The organism is Aquimarina rhabdastrellae (assembly GCA_947387485.1).
GTDB lineage: Bacteria > Bacteroidota > Bacteroidia > Flavobacteriales > Flavobacteriaceae > Aquimarina.
Genome location: CANDNT010000026.1, coordinates 1 through 15,970, shown reverse-complemented (window position 1 = coordinate 15,970; position 15,970 = coordinate 1). Strand labels below are relative to the sequence as shown.

At 31.3% G+C, this 15,970-nt stretch carries 17 protein-coding genes and 1 pseudogene; 6 read left to right on the top strand and 12 right to left on the bottom strand.

From position 1 onward, the window contains the following. Positions 1–102: 102 nt before the first annotated feature. From ACYEKI_RS20275 to ACYEKI_RS20265, 3 genes are all read right to left on the bottom strand, one after another. The gene (locus ACYEKI_RS20275) at positions 103–459 is read right to left on the bottom strand and encodes a hypothetical protein (RefSeq protein WP_459213040.1); all 357 of its coding nucleotides are present in this window, start codon (positions 457–459) and stop codon (positions 103–105) included. Between the two features lie 216 nt (positions 460–675). Then, complete coding sequence (locus tag ACYEKI_RS20270) at positions 676–1,059, bottom strand: DoxX family membrane protein (protein WP_459213039.1); 384 nt, start codon at positions 1,057–1,059, stop codon at positions 676–678. A 26-nt stretch (positions 1,060–1,085) separates the two neighbouring features. Beyond that, positions 1,086–1,922 carry a helix-turn-helix domain-containing protein gene (locus ACYEKI_RS20265; protein WP_459213038.1) on the bottom strand — a complete coding sequence of 279 codons (837 nt, stop codon included), beginning with the start codon at positions 1,920–1,922 and terminating at the stop codon, positions 1,086–1,088. Positions 1,923–2,122: 200 nt separating this feature from the next. On the opposite strand from ACYEKI_RS20265, the gene ACYEKI_RS20260 reads away from it, so the two are divergent. Then, complete coding sequence (locus ACYEKI_RS20260; RefSeq protein ID WP_459213037.1) at positions 2,123–3,466, top strand: FAD-dependent oxidoreductase; 1,344 nt, start codon at positions 2,123–2,125, stop codon at positions 3,464–3,466. Positions 3,467–3,490: 24 nt separating this feature from the next. On the opposite strand, the gene ACYEKI_RS20255 is transcribed toward ACYEKI_RS20260, so the two are convergent. The 4 genes from ACYEKI_RS20255 to rluF form a co-directional block, all read right to left on the bottom strand. Further along, positions 3,491–4,855 carry an aldehyde dehydrogenase gene (locus tag ACYEKI_RS20255; protein WP_459213036.1) on the bottom strand — a complete coding sequence of 455 codons (1,365 nt, stop codon included), beginning with the start codon at positions 4,853–4,855 and terminating at the stop codon, positions 3,491–3,493. A 116-nt stretch (positions 4,856–4,971) separates the two neighbouring features. Beyond that, on the bottom strand, positions 4,972–5,781 hold the full coding sequence (locus ACYEKI_RS20250; protein WP_459213035.1) for a tetratricopeptide repeat protein: 810 nt from the start codon (positions 5,779–5,781) through the stop codon (positions 4,972–4,974). A gap of 115 nt (positions 5,782–5,896) precedes the next feature. Continuing rightward, positions 5,897–6,325, bottom strand: coding sequence for a VOC family protein (locus ACYEKI_RS20245; protein ID WP_459213034.1), 429 nt, complete (start codon positions 6,323–6,325; stop codon positions 5,897–5,899). Positions 6,326–6,527: 202 nt separating this feature from the next. Further along, a complete protein-coding gene (gene rluF, locus ACYEKI_RS20240; protein ID WP_459213033.1) occupies positions 6,528–7,394 on the bottom strand; it encodes a 23S rRNA pseudouridine(2604) synthase RluF in 867 nt (288 codons plus the stop codon). 92 nt (positions 7,395–7,486) lie between these two features. On the opposite strand from rluF, the pseudogene ACYEKI_RS20235 reads away from it, so the two are divergent. Next, a pseudogene (locus ACYEKI_RS20235) lies at positions 7,487–7,936 on the top strand (DNA recombination protein RmuC); the annotation flags it as partial. Positions 7,937–8,004: 68 nt separating this feature from the next. Here the strand turns inward: ACYEKI_RS20235 and ACYEKI_RS20230 are convergent. Then, entirely contained in the window at positions 8,005–8,217 is a 213-nt protein-coding gene (locus ACYEKI_RS20230) for a hypothetical protein (protein ID WP_459213032.1), read from the bottom strand. A gap of 254 nt (positions 8,218–8,471) precedes the next feature. Here ACYEKI_RS20230 and ACYEKI_RS20225 point away from each other — a divergent pair, with 254 nt between their 5' ends. Both ACYEKI_RS20225 and ACYEKI_RS20220 read left to right on the top strand, forming a co-directional pair. Continuing rightward, entirely contained in the window at positions 8,472–8,651 is a 180-nt protein-coding gene (locus ACYEKI_RS20225) for a hypothetical protein (protein ID WP_459213031.1), read from the top strand. A 591-nt stretch (positions 8,652–9,242) separates the two neighbouring features. Beyond that, positions 9,243–9,764, top strand: a complete 522-nt coding sequence (locus ACYEKI_RS20220; RefSeq protein ID WP_459213030.1) for a GNAT family N-acetyltransferase — start codon at positions 9,243–9,245, stop codon at positions 9,762–9,764. 141 nt (positions 9,765–9,905) lie between these two features. Here ACYEKI_RS20220 and ACYEKI_RS20215 read toward each other — a convergent pair whose 3' ends face one another. The 4 genes from ACYEKI_RS20215 to ACYEKI_RS20200 are packed head-to-tail and all read right to left on the bottom strand — an operon-like array spanning position 9,906 to position 13,271. Further along, positions 9,906–10,745: an alpha/beta hydrolase gene (locus ACYEKI_RS20215; protein ID WP_459213029.1), complete on the bottom strand. Its 840-nt coding sequence runs from the start codon at positions 10,743–10,745 to the stop codon at positions 9,906–9,908. 12 nt (positions 10,746–10,757) lie between these two features. Continuing rightward, positions 10,758–11,123, bottom strand: a complete 366-nt coding sequence (locus ACYEKI_RS20210) for a cupin domain-containing protein (RefSeq protein WP_459213028.1) — start codon at positions 11,121–11,123, stop codon at positions 10,758–10,760. Positions 11,124–11,129: 6 nt separating this feature from the next. After that, positions 11,130–11,702, bottom strand: coding sequence for a hypothetical protein (locus tag ACYEKI_RS20205; protein ID WP_459213027.1), 573 nt, complete (start codon positions 11,700–11,702; stop codon positions 11,130–11,132). 30 nt (positions 11,703–11,732) lie between these two features. After that, a complete protein-coding gene (locus ACYEKI_RS20200) occupies positions 11,733–13,271 on the bottom strand; it encodes a helicase HerA-like domain-containing protein (protein WP_459213026.1) in 1,539 nt (512 codons plus the stop codon). Positions 13,272–13,409: 138 nt separating this feature from the next. Between ACYEKI_RS20200 and ACYEKI_RS20195 the strand changes: the two genes are divergently transcribed. Both ACYEKI_RS20195 and ACYEKI_RS20190 read left to right on the top strand, forming a co-directional pair. Next, positions 13,410–13,859 carry a RidA family protein gene (locus ACYEKI_RS20195; protein WP_459213025.1) on the top strand — a complete coding sequence of 150 codons (450 nt, stop codon included), beginning with the start codon at positions 13,410–13,412 and terminating at the stop codon, positions 13,857–13,859. A gap of 51 nt (positions 13,860–13,910) precedes the next feature. Beyond that, complete coding sequence (locus ACYEKI_RS20190; protein WP_459213024.1) at positions 13,911–14,540, top strand: 7-carboxy-7-deazaguanine synthase QueE; 630 nt, start codon at positions 13,911–13,913, stop codon at positions 14,538–14,540. Positions 14,541–15,970 lie beyond the last annotated feature (1,430 nt).

Genomic DNA, 15,970 nt, shown 5'->3' with positions numbered 1-15,970 from the left:
ATGTTTATCAATTAATGACAGTGCAAATATCAGAAGGATGTTTTATGCTTAAAATGCCATTTTTTCCCGAGCACTTGTCAATTTTTCTTTAGTAGTAAAAAACTAGGCGTGATAATAGCGTTCTCTATAGATTTTACCATCTTTCCATTCTGTAACAACAGATTGTTCAGAAAGCATAGTACTACCATCTTTTAACTTTAATTCCATTACAGCGTCATAAAAAGAATGATTACCATTAACAGCATAATTGTTTACGTCATAGCGAACAAACTCTTCTAACTTGTTATCGATAAAATCTTGCTCAAACTTTAAGTTAAAGGCTTTTCCTTGTTTAGGTTCGCCATTAGCTTCTCTTAATTCTACTTGATCATGTAAGTATAAGTCCATAGCTTCAATGAAAGCTCCCTTTGCTAATAATTCATGTACATGCTTTAAATTTTTCTCAATACTATTTTCCATTATCGTCATGTTTTTTATTTAGTAGTGATTGTTTTAATCAACGGTGTAAAATTACGATCGTAGTAACTGTTTAAGAATGATGCTTTTTCCTTTAGGCTTGTCGATTTTTCCCTTTTTGTGGTTTTTTGATAAAACAGAAGAAATGAAAGGTTGTATATAAGTAAAAAGCCTTCATTATTTGAAGGCTTTTGCGAAATATGATATGAATCTAAAATTTTAAAAACGTTTTCCAATAATCGGAATTGAAGTTCTGTATAACCATAAGATAATGGCACTAAGTAGAAAAGTTACAACAGCAGTATAAAAAAGTACACCGCCATCACCTTTTATTTCTATACCTAATTGCGTTAAGTGCATCATGATAGCACCACCTATAATTCCTAAAGTAAGTGTAGCTCCTAACCATACTGTTCTAGGGATTAGAAGAAGAATACCTGCAATAAGCTCGGCGATACCTATACCAATTCTTCCCACAGGTTCAAGACCTACTTTACTAAAGATATAAACACTATCTGGGTGAGCTGTAAATTTAAAGCGTAAAGTCTGTATTAAAATTATAGCAACTGCAATACGCAAGATCAGAGGTAGATATTTTTTCATGGTATTATTGTTTTTATGTTAGTTTTTTAAAAATTATGTATACTCTTTTTAAATGCAGAAGGTGAAACTCCTGTATGTTTTTTAAATAGACGACTTAGATGGGAAGCATCTTCAAAACCTAATTCATAAGAAATCTCTTTGGCCGACTTATCAGTATAGGTTAATAAACGTTTTGCTTCTAATATAATACGATCGTGAATTATTTGTAGTGGCCCTTTTTTATATTCAGAAAAGCTATTCGATAATGTCTTGGGAGATTTATTTAATTGCTGTGCATAAAAAGTTACACTGTGTTCTTTTCTAAAATGTGTCTCCACCAAAAAATTATAATTGCGCAATACATCTAATTTATCGCTATAAATATGGTCGACCTGAGTTTGTTCTTTAATAAGTCGAGTAGTTTTAATAATAAAACGCTTTAATAAAATTCTAAGCATTTCTGCTTGAATAGTATCAACAGTATCTAATTCTTCAACTATGATTTCGTGAAGCAAACAAAACTTATGAGCTTCGTTTTCTGTTAGTATTACAGAAGAGATAGCGGTATTTCCAAAAAAGAGAATACCTACACAACTCACTTCTTTATCGTGATCTTTAATACAATAAAATTCTCGGTTAAATTGATAGACCACTAATTTTTCTCCTGTTACAAATTGAAAATATTGATTAGGAGTAAGTGAAACTATTTGATTAGGAGAAAGAGTTATAGGCACTCCATCAATAATTACTTGAGCAGCTACGGTAGTCGTTCTAATAAAGGTATATAGCCCTAATTCTTTAGACGAAGTATAACCATCCAAAATAACTTCTGTACCCGCTATAAAAACGGCATTAGTCGAAAATTCTTTAAACTCTTTAACCATGTTTTAACAGTCGAATTTTTATAATTGAACTAACATTAAGATATGAAAAATATTTGGGAGATGAGGTCTTTATAGACTTATAGGGCTAGAACCCATGTAGATTGAGATTTAATCATTAAATTAGCTTCCCCAAATAATTTAGAAACAAAATTTAGCAGAGTGATTACTAAGCATTAATCACAGCTAAGCTTATATATACTATGCACAAAAAAAATATAGCCATTGTAGGTAGTGGACTTGTAGGATCGTTGCTGGCTATTTACTTACGTAAAAAAGAGTATACAGTTACGGTATTTGATAGAAGACCGGATATTAGAAATATAAAATTTAGCGGAAGATCTATAAATTTAGCAATGTCCGTTAGAGGTTGGAGAGCCTTAGATGCGATAGGAATAGGTGAAGAAGTTAGATCTATTGCCATTGCAATGGATAAAAGAGCAATGCATGTAAATGGTAAAGAAGAATATTACCAATATTATGGAGAAGAAGGTGAAGCAATATATTCTATCTCTAGAGGGGTTTTAAACAGAAAAATGATTACCCTAGCCGAAGAAGCTGGTGTAGAATTCCGTTTTGAAGAAAAAGTTTGGGATATCAACCTTCCAGAAGCTAAGTTATATACGGGAGAAACCGAAAAAGGAGAATGGAAAGAATACCAGTTTGATCATATCTTTGGGTGTGATGGTGCTTTTTCTAGAGTAAGGCATAAGATGCAAAGACGTAGTCGATTTGACTATGAACAAAAATTCTTAAATACTGGATATAAAGAATTAAGTATACCAGCAAACGAAGATGGTACACATAAACTCAATAAGAACTCATTACATATCTGGCCTAGAGGAGAGTTTATGTTAATTGCGCTACCTAATCTTGATGGAACATTTACCTGTACCTTATTTATGCCTCATGAAGGTGAACACTCTTTTGAGCAATTAACAGACGAAACAAAATTAATGGCTTTCTGGCAAAAATATTTCCCAGATACGTTAACACTAATGCCTACATTAGTAGAAGATTTTACAAATAATCCAACAAGTGCTTTGGTGACAATTAAATGTTTCCCATGGACATATTGGAATAAAGTGGCACTTGTAGGAGATTCTGCCCATGCAATTGTTCCGTTTTATGGACAAGGAATGAATGCTGGTTTTGAAGATATTTCGATATTAATCGAATTACTAGAAAAATACGAAGGCGAAGATTGGGAAGTAATCTTTAAAAAATACCAAGAAGAACGTAAACCTAATGCAGATGCAATAGCCGAACTTTCTTATCGCAATTTTATGGAAATGAGTAGTAAAACTGCTGACCATAAATTTTTATTGAGAAAGAAAATAGAAAAGCATTTTGCAGATAAATATCCAAAGAAATGGTTGCCATTATATTCTAGAGTAACCTTCTCTCATCAACCATATAGCGAAGCTTTAAATATAGGAGATGAGCAAGCGAGAATTATGGATGAAATCATGAAAATGGACAACATAGAAAATTGCTGGAATAGTGAAGCTGTAGAGCAGAAAATCCTAGCAATGCTAGAAGCATAAAATAGCATAAAAAAACTCTTAGTCTTAACCTAAGAGTTTTTTTATGATGTTTAGTTTTGTCGAATTATAAGGTGCATATTTTAAATTAGGTTCTAGCCAAAAAGGTTTTTGTAAAATTCCTTTATAGTGCGAAAAAGATTCAAACCCAGCTTCGCCATGATAGTTCCCCATTCCGCTATTACCCACACCTCCAAAAGGTAATCGAGATTCTGTGATGTGCATTACAGCGTCATTAATAGCACCACCTCCAAAAGAAATTTCGTTAAGAATTTTATTCTTTAAAGCAGTATTCTTTGTGAAAACATAACAAGATAATGGTTTATCTAGAGTGCGTATTTGTTGTATAGCGGTATCTATAGATGTATATTTTAATATAGGTAAAATAGGACCAAAGATTTCTTCTTGCATAACCGTATCATCAAAAGTAATAGCAGTAAGTAAGGTAGGAGTTATAGTACGTTCTTTTTGATCATAAGACCCACCAAAAGCAACTTTAGAAGCATCTATATATTGAATCAAACGATCAAAATTACGATCATTAATGATCTGGGTATAGTTTTTATTGGCAATGGTATATTGAGCTTTTTTGATATGTGTAATCAGTGCCTCTAATAAGGCATCATGTACATCTTCATGAACCATGATATAATCTGGAGCAATACAAGTTTGACCAGCATTGAGAAACTTGGCCCAAACTAATCTCTTTGCAGTCATGGCGATATCACATTGCGGTGTAACTATAGCAGGACTTTTACCACCCAATTCTAATGTAACAGGAGTAAGGTGTTTTGCAGCAGCTTGATAAATAATTTTTCCTACATGAGTGCTTCCTGTAAAAAAGATTTTGTCAAATTTATGTTCAAGTAAAGCAGAGGTTTCAGCTATACCACCTAGAATTACTGTACAATATTCTGGATCAAAAGTAGTATTGATAATATGTTGCATTGCTTGAGCACTGTGCATTGCAATTTCGCTTGGCTTTAAAATAATTGTACATCCAGCAGCCATGGCACCTACAACAGGACCCAAAGAAAGTTGATAAGGGTAATTCCATGCACCTATAATAAGAGTAGATCCCAAAGGCTCTGGAATGATATAGCTTTTTGAAGGGAAATTAGCAAGACTAGAAAGAACCCGTTTGCGTTTACTCCATTTTTTAACTTTGGCAATAGCCAAATCAATCTCATGATAAATGAGAGAAAGTTCTGAAACATAAGTTTCGTAATCAGATTTTTTAAAATCTTTGTAGATCGCATCAAAGAGTAGCGTTTCGTTATGTTGTATACAAGCTTTTAATTTTTTAAGCTGTTGAATTCTAAAAGAAACCTTTTTTGTAGCATGAGTATTAAAAAAAGAGCGTTGTTGCGCTATAATTGTTGCGTATTCCATATCAAAAATCATAAGAGCAATAAAATACAAAATTAACTTAGGAAAGAAATAAATAACCGAAAAAAACAACTAGTTATTTTTTCGGTTATTTAGTAATATCATTAAGAAAATTGAGATTACATAGAACCTCCCATCATTTTATAAAGTTCTAGAATATTTGCAAAAGCCTTTTTTTGAGCAGTAGTAATCGTTTTTGTTGTAGAAGCGTTTTTCCCTATAAACTTGAGTTTTGCAGATTTACTTTTGGCAATCGTATTAAATAGTTCCATTTGGTCTTTTTTAATGATACGATCAATCCATTCGCGATTACCATCATTTTCTTCATTAGCTTTAAACTCACCTGGTTTTTCTTCTTCAATAATAAAAGATTTACCATCGGCAGTAATTTCTATACGCTCGATAAAGAGCCATTTTTTAGAAAAATGATTGATAGCAAAACCTAACCATGGTTTGTGTTTTTCTTTTTTACCTAGATAGGCATAAAAACCATTTTCGTTATTAAATTTAGGCGAAGTCTTATCATAATACCAAGTGATTTTTTTATCGATATCATAACGCTTTCTCATCTTAGTAAGTGCTTCGGCATATTTTTTATTGTGATCTTCGGTTGTGATCTCTTTTTCTGTAGCTTCAAAAGCTTCTTTTTCTACTTTCTTTAAAAAAGATTTAGCTTGTTTAGCTTCTCGAGTATTTGGATATTTATCAATTAAAAAGCTTAGACGTTCCTTACTATTATCATACTCTAAAGCATCAAAATACGAAGTTGCTTGTTCTAGTAATTGCTTAGGAGTAAGATTACAATTAGCAATTTCTTGTTTTAGTTTTTCGTTTTCGGTTTTTAGTTGATCATAATCGGCTTGAGGAACACCACAATGGGTAAAGAGGGCAATAAAAAGGATGTAAAAAAATAGTGAGCTTTTTTTCATAAGAATCAATATTATGGGGTGAAAAAATGATAGCATCACACAAAAATTAAGTTTGTTGTGTGATACTAAATATAATAAAAACTCTTAACTATTTGTTTACTAGTAGTTTTGGGTGCTATTTGTCAAAGAGCGATCCTGGATTTTTAAAGGATTTAAATTCTAATGCATTCCCGCTAGGATCATAAAAAAACAGGGTGGCTTGCTCACCAGGTTTACCTTTAAAACGAATATAAGGAGCTATCTCAAAAGAAACATTTTTTGAAGTAAGCATCGCTACAAAATCAGCCCAATAGTTCCAAGGTAATACAAGTCCAAAATGCGGAATAGGGACTTGTTTTTGATCTACAGCAGCATGATGCACTGTTGAGCTTTCAGATTTTTCTTGTTCGTGGATGACCAATTGATGTCCATAAAAATCAAAATCTACCCAATGTTCACTACTACGACCTTCTTTAAGTTCTAAAATATCGGTATAAAAACGACGTGCTATTTCGAGATTATGTACAGGAATAGCTAGATGAAAAGGTGATAATTGAGTATTCATAATAATATTTTTCTAAGTATAGCAATCTAAAATTACTGTATTTAGAAAACATTATGCAAAGACAACATGCTAATTATAATTAAATTAACGATTTGTTTTTTGCCATACCACGATAGTCGTGACTTTGTGCTATTTACATATTACAAAACAAAAAAGCTTTACCCATAAGGATAAAGCGATCTATATGTAGTAGTGAAGAATCTTAGCGATTGTTTCTTTTTCTAGAAGTATTAGAACCGCGTGAATTTCTTTGTGATTTACCTCTTGTATTCGTTTTTCGAGTTGTAGAACGATTAGCATTTCTAGGAGTTCTAGAAGCTCTACCCGAAGTGGTTTTTGAAGCATTTTCTGTTTTATCAGAATCTGCAGTATTACTATTGATGGTATCTAATTCTTCTTCTGTAAAATAACGCCATTCACCAACAGGAACGTCAAGTGAAATATTCATAATACGGATACGTTTTAGGCGAACTACTTCAAATCCTAAATACTCACACATACGACGAATTTGTCGGTTAAGCCCTTGTGTAAGTACAATTCTAAAATCGTACTTATTTAATTGTTCAACTTCACATTTTTTGGTTATAGTACCCAAGATCGGAATCCCATTTCCCATTCTACGAATAAAATCTGGATTGATCAATTTGTTAACCGTTACGATATATTCTTTTTCGTGATTATTACGAGCACGTAAAATTTTATTAACGATATCACCATCACTAGTCAAAAAAATCAACCCTTCGCTAGGTTTATCTAATCGACCAATAGGGAAGATACGTTTAGGATAATTGATATAATCAATAATATTATCCTTTTCGTTTTGAGCTGTAGTACATACAATCCCTACAGGTTTGTGAAAAGCAAGATATACATGTTCTTCTTTAGGCGGTGTAACAACTACACCATCAACAGCTACGATATCATCGGGAGCAACTTTGGTTCCCATTTCGGGTACAACACCGTTAATAGTCACTCGACCTTGATCGATAAGTTTGTCTGCCTCTCTACGAGAACAATAGCCTACTTCGCTTAAATATTTATTGAGTCTTGTAAGTTGTATATCCGACATGCTGTTAATTGTACTAATAAAGGGCAAAGCTACTACTTTATTACGAAAAATAGCTAGTAATAAGGATGAGATTCTCAATACTGGATCGAATCAAAGTTTATGATGATTATGATAAAGCACTTGATTTTGTATTAATGTTTATACCAAGTGAACCTGCGTATATAGCAGCAATGCAAGGAGATTCTAATTTATGGAATTTTGCTTACGATAAGAGAGTTTTATTGATGAATCCTACTAATTTGATAACTGCATTAAAGTTAATAGTAGATTTATGGAAACGAGAGTATCAAAACCAAAATGCTATAGAAATTGCAAATAGAGGAGCTAAGTTGTATGATAAATTTACAGGTTTTGTGAAAAACTTAGAGTCAGTTGGCTCATACATAGAAAAAGCTCATGGGAAATATAATGAAGCATATAAACAAATGTCTACAGGAAATGATAATTTAGTTTTACAAGCAACAAAATTAAAGAATCTTGGAATTAAAAATAAGAATGAATTATCAAAAGAATTAGTAGACTCAGCAATGATTGAGAAATAAAAATTAATCTCCAAAGAAGTATTAAAAAGTACTTCTTTGGAGATATCATTACTAAATTGAATAATCAATTATCCATGAATACATTCACTATAATACTCATTGTATAGAGTATTTCTAGTAACTTCATCATAACCTCCTTCTTGAGCATCAAGCGTGGCTCTTACAGATGAAGTTACATGACAAACATCTATGTAAGGGAAGTTAATTCCACCATTTATTTGTTTTTGTTCAGTATTTGATAATTTTTTAAAGTTTTTTAATGTTGATAATTGTTTTTTCATGACTAACTATTTATTGTTTTTAACATGTATAAATATATGTTAAAAAAAATGAAATAAATATAAAAATAGATGGTTTAATACAAGTATTTGTTTTAAAAACAAAAAAAGAACTACATTTTAAGTAGAAAATCTGAAAGATTAAAAGTATCATAGTATTACTAATAACTTTCCACTCTTCACTAAAAATAGTAGTTTTATGGTAACAAAAACAGTAAATAAGATACTTATCAATACAATACTTTAATATTTTTGATATGACTACTAAAAGAAAAACACAACTTAAATTAGTGGTCTTTGGAATTTTAGGAATTGCATTGACCCAAATATTATCGAAATACATAAGCTTACCAGATTTTTTTAAAGGAATTTTTACCGGAGTGGGAATAGGATTGGTATTACTCGCATTAATGGTAAGAAAATTTAAAAAAGCATAGTAAAGATTGAATACTAATAGAAGAAAGATTGTATATAAAAGTAAATTAAATTATTCTTATGTAGGATTAAATTTGATAGGAATATTAATATTTCTATATGTGAGCTATTTCTTGTTTAGTATAAAGGCAATAATATGCTTGCCTTTAAGTATTTTATGGAGCTATTTTGCATTTAGAAATATATCTAATATTATAGTAACAAAGGAACATCTTTTAATAAAATATTTTTTCAAGAGAGAAATACTTTTAAAGTGGAAAGATATTAAAGAAGGATCTACAGATATAGCTACAACTAATAATTTTTCTTTTTATGAAATAATAAGCTTAAAAACAGAAAAGAATAGTATTGATATAGAAACTTTATTATATGCTAAACGTGAAGAATTAGTTTATCAATTGAAAAAGAGGTTATATAGTTCAGTTAAAAAAAATATAAGATCGAATAAAAAAACTAAACTTAACAAGTTTAAAAAGGATAATAAAGAATATTCAAGAGTAATAGTGAATTATGTTTTTCCTACATGTGGAATCATTCTATTAGTAATATATATAATATCCTTATTTTGAAATTAGAGAATACATCAATATATAATGGAAACGAATAGATTTATTTTAAAAGAAATTGAAGCATCTGATATTAAAAACATACATAAAGGACTTTCTAATCCTGCAATAACAAAGTACTATGATGTACATTTTCCTACACTAGAAGCTACACAAGAGCAAATGGATTGGTATGCTAGTTTGATTAAAGAAGAAACTGGGATATGGTGGAGTATAGTAGATAAAGAAACAAATCAGTTTTGTGGAGCAGGTGGTTTTAACGGAAGAGAAAAAGAACATCAAAAAGCAGAAATTGGTTTCTGGTTACTAGAAGAATTTTGGGGTAGAGGGATTATGAAAGAAGTCATGCCTAAACTATTTGAATATGGATTTTCTGTATTAGGACTTAACCGTATAGAAGGTTATGTAGTAAGTGATAATACCAAATGCAGAAATGCATTGTCCAAAATCAATTTTACACACGAAGGAACCATGCGAGCATGTGAAATCAAAGAGGGGAAACCTATAGATGTCGCTATTTACTCGATTTTAAAACACGAGTGGGAATAATAGAAGAGTAAGTACATTAAAAAGAATCGATTTGTAACAATCAAAACGAAAAAAATAATTCATATTGAAAGTACGATTCTTATAAAATTCAAGGCACTGAGTCTTGTCGAAGTGCTATAATTTTATATCGAGAAGTACTAATTACTCTTGTATAAACGATATAATATCCTCATCGACTTGAGGAGCAAATAAAGAATGACCTTGCCCTTGAGTTGTAATTAAAATAGCATCTTTCCATGCCTGTGAAATAGCTATAGCTGCTTGATACGGGATAATATCATCTTCTATGTCATGAACAATTAAACCTTTTAAGGATAGTTGTTGGATAAATTTTGGAATAGAAAAATCGGTGAATCTAAAACCATAAATAGCCATAAAATGAGCTTCTAAATCCTGCATAAAAGTAGAAGAGAATCCCAGTATGTTTTGATAACGTTGCATAAGACCTTCTAGTTCTGCAGGAGCAGCTAGAGCAATGATCTTATTTACAGAAGCATTATTGTATTTATATTGGTGATATAAAGTAGCCATACCACCCATAGAATGTCCTATAATGATAGCAGGTTTATAAATAGAAATCAAATGTTCTATACAATCTGTATAAAGAGGCATATCGATTTGTTTTCCAGTAGAATTGCCATGAGCAGGAGCATCAACAGCAATAACATTGTAGCCTATGGTATTAAGCTTTTCGGCCAAGGTTTTCCAACGATGCGAATTACTTTCCCATCCGTGTATTAAAAGAACAGTTTCTTTTTCACCTTCCCACCGATAAGATTGCAATTTGATATCTTTAAAATCTATATACAAATCCTTTAACGGAATGAGGTATTCATTCTGTATTTCGGTAGTTTTTCCTTTTTGAGGTGTACAAAAAAGATAAAGAGCCATTTTTAAGGCTTTTTCTGGAAATAATTTGTGTAAAACAGTTAAATACCTCCCGACGAGTAGTGGAAGGTATTTTTTCATTAATTCTTTCATAAACAGAAGAATTTATTCTCTATGTACTTTATCAATAGAAAAAGCAGGTAAGCAAATAGCTAAATACTCACAAGTTTCTTCAAATGGATTAGCATAACGTACACGTGTGTTTTTTTCTATCTTGATCGATTGCCCTGCTGAAACTTCGACGAGTTCACCATCAATCTCAATACTTTTTTTTCCTTTAATGATAAATGTATATTCATCAAATTCTGGAGTCTGATGAGGTTCACTCCACCCAGGAGGAGCAATCATATGAGCAATACTAATTTGGGTATTACCATCTGTAGCACTACCAAAATGTTCTTTAATAGTTTTTCCGTCTGTAGTAGGTACTACAAAAGGAGAATCTTGAATTGTATATTTCTTAATAGCCATTTGTTCTTAATGGTTTTTATCCCAAGTGATCCAAAAGTTTTTGATACGAGCAGAATCTGGGATTTTATCAGCTTCGATTTTAATATCGGTATCAAACTTATATTCACTAGATAATTCTTTTTTGTCGATAGTAAAATAAGCGCCTATGCTATCAACAAACACTACAGCAGAGCTTAATGTGTTATTGATTTTTGAAATAGGATAGTTCTTTTTAATATCGATAAAATATCCTTTAGGTTTAAGATCACCTTCAGTATGAAAACGAGTATCAATTACCTCAATATTTTTAATAGTAGAAGTAGAATCAAATTCATGTTCTGCTTCAAGAACAAGTAATTTGTTACCAGCTTTATCATAAATATCGATCTGATTGCTAGTGTTTAAAAATTCATCACCAGCAATTCTCTTTACAATAGAATCTTGTTTGTATATAGAATCTAATTGATATAATTGAACCGTATTAGTTAGTTTCCCTATTTTGTGTTGCGCAATTAAAAAGGGATCGTTTTTTAGGTTGTTTTCTTTCTGGCAGCTCACCAATAGTGTAGCTACAGTGAGTATTGAAAAAATGTATTTCATGTTGATGGTTTAATTATAATAGCTATACGATTAACGTAATAATTTATTTAATATTCCTAAAGCACCCCTAATAAATGTTGCACTAGTTAAAACTTTTACAATAGCTTTTTCTGTTGTGCTAGACGAACTTCTTGAACGAGAACTTTTTCTAGTAGAGGAACGTTCTATTTTTTCACGTTCTTTTTTTGCAGCAGCTTTAGCTTCTTCGGCTTCAGCTTTTTCTATTTTTTGATTCAACAATTCATAAGCACTTTCACGATCAACCTCTTCATTGTATTTTTTGATCAATTCAGAATTAGTGATCAAGTTTTCGAGTTCGTTAGGCGTTAATACATCCATTCTACTCATTGGAGCTCTAAGCATCGTTGCAGCTAATGGAGTTGGTCGACCTTTTTCGTCAAGAGCAGATACCAAAGCTTCACCTATACCAAGAGAAGTCAAAGTTTCTGCTGTATCATAATATTCTGAAATAGGATAATTCTCTGCAGTAAGTTTAATTGCTTTTCGATCTTTGGCTGTAAAAGCCCTTAAAGCATGTTGAACTTTTAAACCTAATTGACCTAAAACTTCTGTAGGAACATCAGATGGGTTTTGAGTAACAAAGTATAATCCTACACCTTTTGAACGAATTAATTTAACTATACTTTCGATTTCTTCTAATAATGCGTCAGAAGCTTTCTTAAAAATCAAATGTGCTTCGTCTATAAATAATACCAATTCTGGGCGATCACTATCTCCTTGTTCTGGAAAAGTATTATAGATTTCTGCTAATAAGCTAAGCATAAAAGTAGAAAACAATTTAGGTTTACCTTGAATATCTGTTAATCGTATGATATTGATAAAACCATTGCCGTTTTCGTCTATGCGTTGTAGATCTGACACTTCAAAAGAGCGCTCTCCAAAAAAACGATCAGCACCTTGTTGTTCTAGTTCGATGATTTTACGAAGAATAGCACCTGTAGAAGCTGTAGATACTCGACCATAAGCTTCTTCGATTTCTTTCTTACCTTCTTTTGTAATGTATTGAATTACTTTTTTTAGGTCTTTTAAATCTAATAAAGGCAGCTTATTATCATCACAATATTTAAAAATAATAGCAATGATTCCAGATTGAGTAGCAGTAAGATCGAGAATTCTGGACAATAACACAGGACCAAATTCACTTATAGTAGCTCTTAATCTCACTCCATCTTGCTCTGATAGAGATAATATTTCTACAGGAAACTTTTTAGGAGCATAAGGAATTCCGATTTTCTCATGACGTTCATCAATTTTTGGATGACCTTCGCTTGCAGCAGCAAGACCACTGAGGTCACCTTTTAAATCCATTAACAATACAGGGATACCTTGATTACTTAAGTTTTCGGCAAGAACTTGAAGTGTTTTTGTTTTTCCGGTACCAGTAGCTCCAGCAATTAAGCCGTGACGGTTTAATGTTTTTAAAGGAACTTTTACATGTGCATCTGTAATAGTTTTTCCTTCATGCATAGCTGCTCCCAAAGTGATAAACTCTCCTTTAGTTTGATAACCAGAATTGATATGATCCAAAAATGCTTGATCTTTACTCATATGTATAATAAATTTGGATAAAAATAAGAATCTTAGTCGTGGTATTGAAATAATGAATTGATTTTAATGATAATGATCGATAAAGTGTAAATATTACCATTAAAAAGAGACTGTAGTATTAATTTAAAAAAAGAATCTATGAAAATTAGTTACGGAATTTTGTTAGCCTTGAGCGTAATCATAATGAGTTGTACTGGAAGTACAAACGAAGTTACTTTTCACGAATCGCATGAATCAAAAAAACAAAGTGCACCTTTCTCTGATGCAGTACAAGTAGGAGATATCTACTTTTTATCTGGACAGATAGGAATGGATCACAGTACAAGAGAATTAGTCACAGGAGGTATTGAAGCAGAGACTAAACAGACTCTAGAAAATATAAAAGCTGTGTTGAAACATCATGATCTAGAAATGAAAGATGTAGTAAAGTCAACAGTGATTTTGGCAGATATAAACGATTTTAAAACGTTTAATGAAATTTACAAAACATATTTTCCACAAAAACCTGCAAGAACCACTTTTGCTGCCAAAGGATTGGCAAGAGGTGCAAAAATAGAAATAGAATGCGTGGCTGCACGCTCAAAATAATTAAGGATAACTTATTGAAAGTTATGTATTGTTGATTACCTTTGCAAACTTATGCAAGAGAGTATACAAAAATTAGTAGAAGAGGGAAAAATGCTTCCTTTGATGGAAGAGTTCTACACGATTCAGGGAGAAGGATATTATAAAGGTACTGCAGCTTATTTTGTTAGAATAGGAGGATGTGATGTAGGATGTCACTGGTGTGATGTTAAAGAAAGTTGGGATGCAAATCTGCATCCACCTACTGCAACTAACATTATTGTAGATAATGCTGTAAAATATAGTGATGTAGTCGTAGTTACAGGAGGAGAACCTTTAACGTGGGATTTGACAATTTTAACAGAAACCCTTAGAAGTAAAGGAGCCAAAACGCATATAGAAACTTCTGGAGCTTATCCCATGACGGGAACTTGGGATTGGGTATGTTTATCACCTAAGAAAGTCAAGCTACCACATGAAGGAATTTATGATAAGGCACATGAGTTAAAAATGATTGTATATAACAAGAGTGATTTTAAATTTGCCGAAGAACAAGCTGCCAAGGTAAATAAAGATTGCATACTATATTTACAACCAGAATGGAGTGTGAGAGATAAAATGGTACCACTGATTGTTGATTATGTGATGAACAATCCTAAATGGAAAGTATCATTACAAACACATAAGTATTTAAATATACCATAGCATTTCTGCTAAATGAAATAGAATATAAAGCCTTTGTGATTTTACAAAGGCTTTTTTTGTAACTATACTTGAACTAATGAATAAACAAGAGTAATTATTGTGTTTTTATAAATAAAGAATGATTAGAGATGAGAGATAAATTGGATTGAATCTAAAATTTAAAAGGATTCTCAAGATAAATTATATAGTGAATATAATGGTAGCTTGTGGATGACTATTAATAAATAGTATTCACACAATTTTTGAGATTGATCCTTGGTAAAATAGGATGTGTTCTAAAATTAGTGGGGAAAAGCCCCTAAAATTAAAGAGTAACTTTGAAAGAAAAAACTTACTAATTAAAATGTTTAATGATTGTTTTTGTGTTTTTGTTCGATTTTTTGAGCTTTTTTATATAAAAAATGAAAATAACCATTTTCTATTTTAAACCTAAAGAAGAGTAGTGCTGTATCTTTGTCAAAGAAAAACAAAGCAATCTATCAGGGGTAAGATTGCTACAATGTAAAAGTTAAGTTATTAAGAAATAACAAATGTGTTTTTTTACAAAGCTAGATGAAAAGTATATGGGGAATACTTAAATTTTAGCATATGATCAATGTGTTTGTAAAGTCAAATGGGGTATGGCTTTATGAATGCATTGGTCGTTATATAACTACCTGAATAATTACTATCTGATAGGGAAAAATAAAGTAGTAAAGCTTTTAACAAATATGACTTCTTTGTATTTAATATTTTTTATTAAATGCATTCAAGAATGTATGATATATTTTGAAGAAATGATGACCATTTTTATTTTGTATTAAATAAGAAGAGAGATATGAGATTTATATTCAAGATATTAAAATGTATTTGAGTGTGTTTCTATGAAAAAGGGGGGAATTTCCCCATAAAACCGAAAACATTAAGTAGGAAAAAGACTTCTGATTTTAGTGTTTAGTGTATGTTTTGTGTTTTATGTCGATTTTATAATGTTTTTTATAGAAAAAATAAAAAAGAGCTATTACGGTTTTTACGCATGAAAGCCATCTTGATGTATCTTTGCTTATGTAATCGATAATCAAAAGACGATGGGTTATTTTATACAGAGTTTAGGTTTAGATCAACACAGCTTATAAGATTGAAAACAATACTTCCAGAAGCAGTTGATGAGGTAATGAAATCGTAATTTACACTAAATCTAACACCGTCGAAGAGGGCTAAAAAAGTAAGGGGAATACTTAAATTTTAGCGAAAAATTGAAAAATGCAATTATAGGGTTAGGGGTAGCTCTATGGTTGCATTTTTTATTATATATAACCCGTGGTGCATTTGAAGAAAGTTGTGCAAACTACTAAATAGCAGTAAATTGAAGTAACGACACTTTAATTTATATGCACAACTTTAGCGCAAATTTCGAGAAAATAATGGGTGTTTTGAAAAAATTGGAGGTA

Bases quoted from the DNA above. Each gene is read 5' to 3' on its own strand.
- ACYEKI_RS20275 (WP_459213040.1), bottom strand. From the start codon at position 459: ATGGAAAATAGTATTGAGAAAAATTTAAAGCATGTACATGAATTATTA.
- ACYEKI_RS20270 (WP_459213039.1), bottom strand. From the start codon at position 1,059: ATGAAAAAATATCTACCTCTGATCTTGCGTATTGCAGTTGCTATAATT.
- ACYEKI_RS20265 (WP_459213038.1), bottom strand. From the start codon at position 1,922: ATGGTTAAAGAGTTTAAAGAATTTTCGACTAATGCCGTTTTTATAGCG.
- ACYEKI_RS20260 (WP_459213037.1), top strand. From the start codon at position 2,123: ATGCACAAAAAAAATATAGCCATTGTAGGTAGTGGACTTGTAGGATCG.
- ACYEKI_RS20255 (WP_459213036.1), bottom strand. From the start codon at position 4,855: ATGGAATACGCAACAATTATAGCGCAACAACGCTCTTTTTTTAATACT.
- ACYEKI_RS20250 (WP_459213035.1), bottom strand. From the start codon at position 5,781: ATGAAAAAAAGCTCACTATTTTTTTACATCCTTTTTATTGCCCTCTTT.
- ACYEKI_RS20245 (WP_459213034.1), bottom strand. From the start codon at position 6,325: ATGAATACTCAATTATCACCTTTTCATCTAGCTATTCCTGTACATAAT.
- rluF (WP_459213033.1), bottom strand. From the start codon at position 7,394: ATGTCGGATATACAACTTACAAGACTCAATAAATATTTAAGCGAAGTA.
- ACYEKI_RS20230 (WP_459213032.1), bottom strand. From the start codon at position 8,217: ATGAAAAAACAATTATCAACATTAAAAAACTTTAAAAAATTATCAAAT.
- ACYEKI_RS20225 (WP_459213031.1), top strand. From the start codon at position 8,472: ATGACTACTAAAAGAAAAACACAACTTAAATTAGTGGTCTTTGGAATT.
- ACYEKI_RS20220 (WP_459213030.1), top strand. From the start codon at position 9,243: ATGGAAACGAATAGATTTATTTTAAAAGAAATTGAAGCATCTGATATT.
- ACYEKI_RS20215 (WP_459213029.1), bottom strand. From the start codon at position 10,745: ATGAAAGAATTAATGAAAAAATACCTTCCACTACTCGTCGGGAGGTAT.
- ACYEKI_RS20210 (WP_459213028.1), bottom strand. From the start codon at position 11,123: ATGGCTATTAAGAAATATACAATTCAAGATTCTCCTTTTGTAGTACCT.
- ACYEKI_RS20205 (WP_459213027.1), bottom strand. From the start codon at position 11,702: ATGAAATACATTTTTTCAATACTCACTGTAGCTACACTATTGGTGAGC.
- ACYEKI_RS20200 (WP_459213026.1), bottom strand. From the start codon at position 13,271: ATGAGTAAAGATCAAGCATTTTTGGATCATATCAATTCTGGTTATCAA.
- ACYEKI_RS20195 (WP_459213025.1), top strand. From the start codon at position 13,410: ATGAAAATTAGTTACGGAATTTTGTTAGCCTTGAGCGTAATCATAATG.
- ACYEKI_RS20190 (WP_459213024.1), top strand. From the start codon at position 13,911: ATGCAAGAGAGTATACAAAAATTAGTAGAAGAGGGAAAAATGCTTCCT.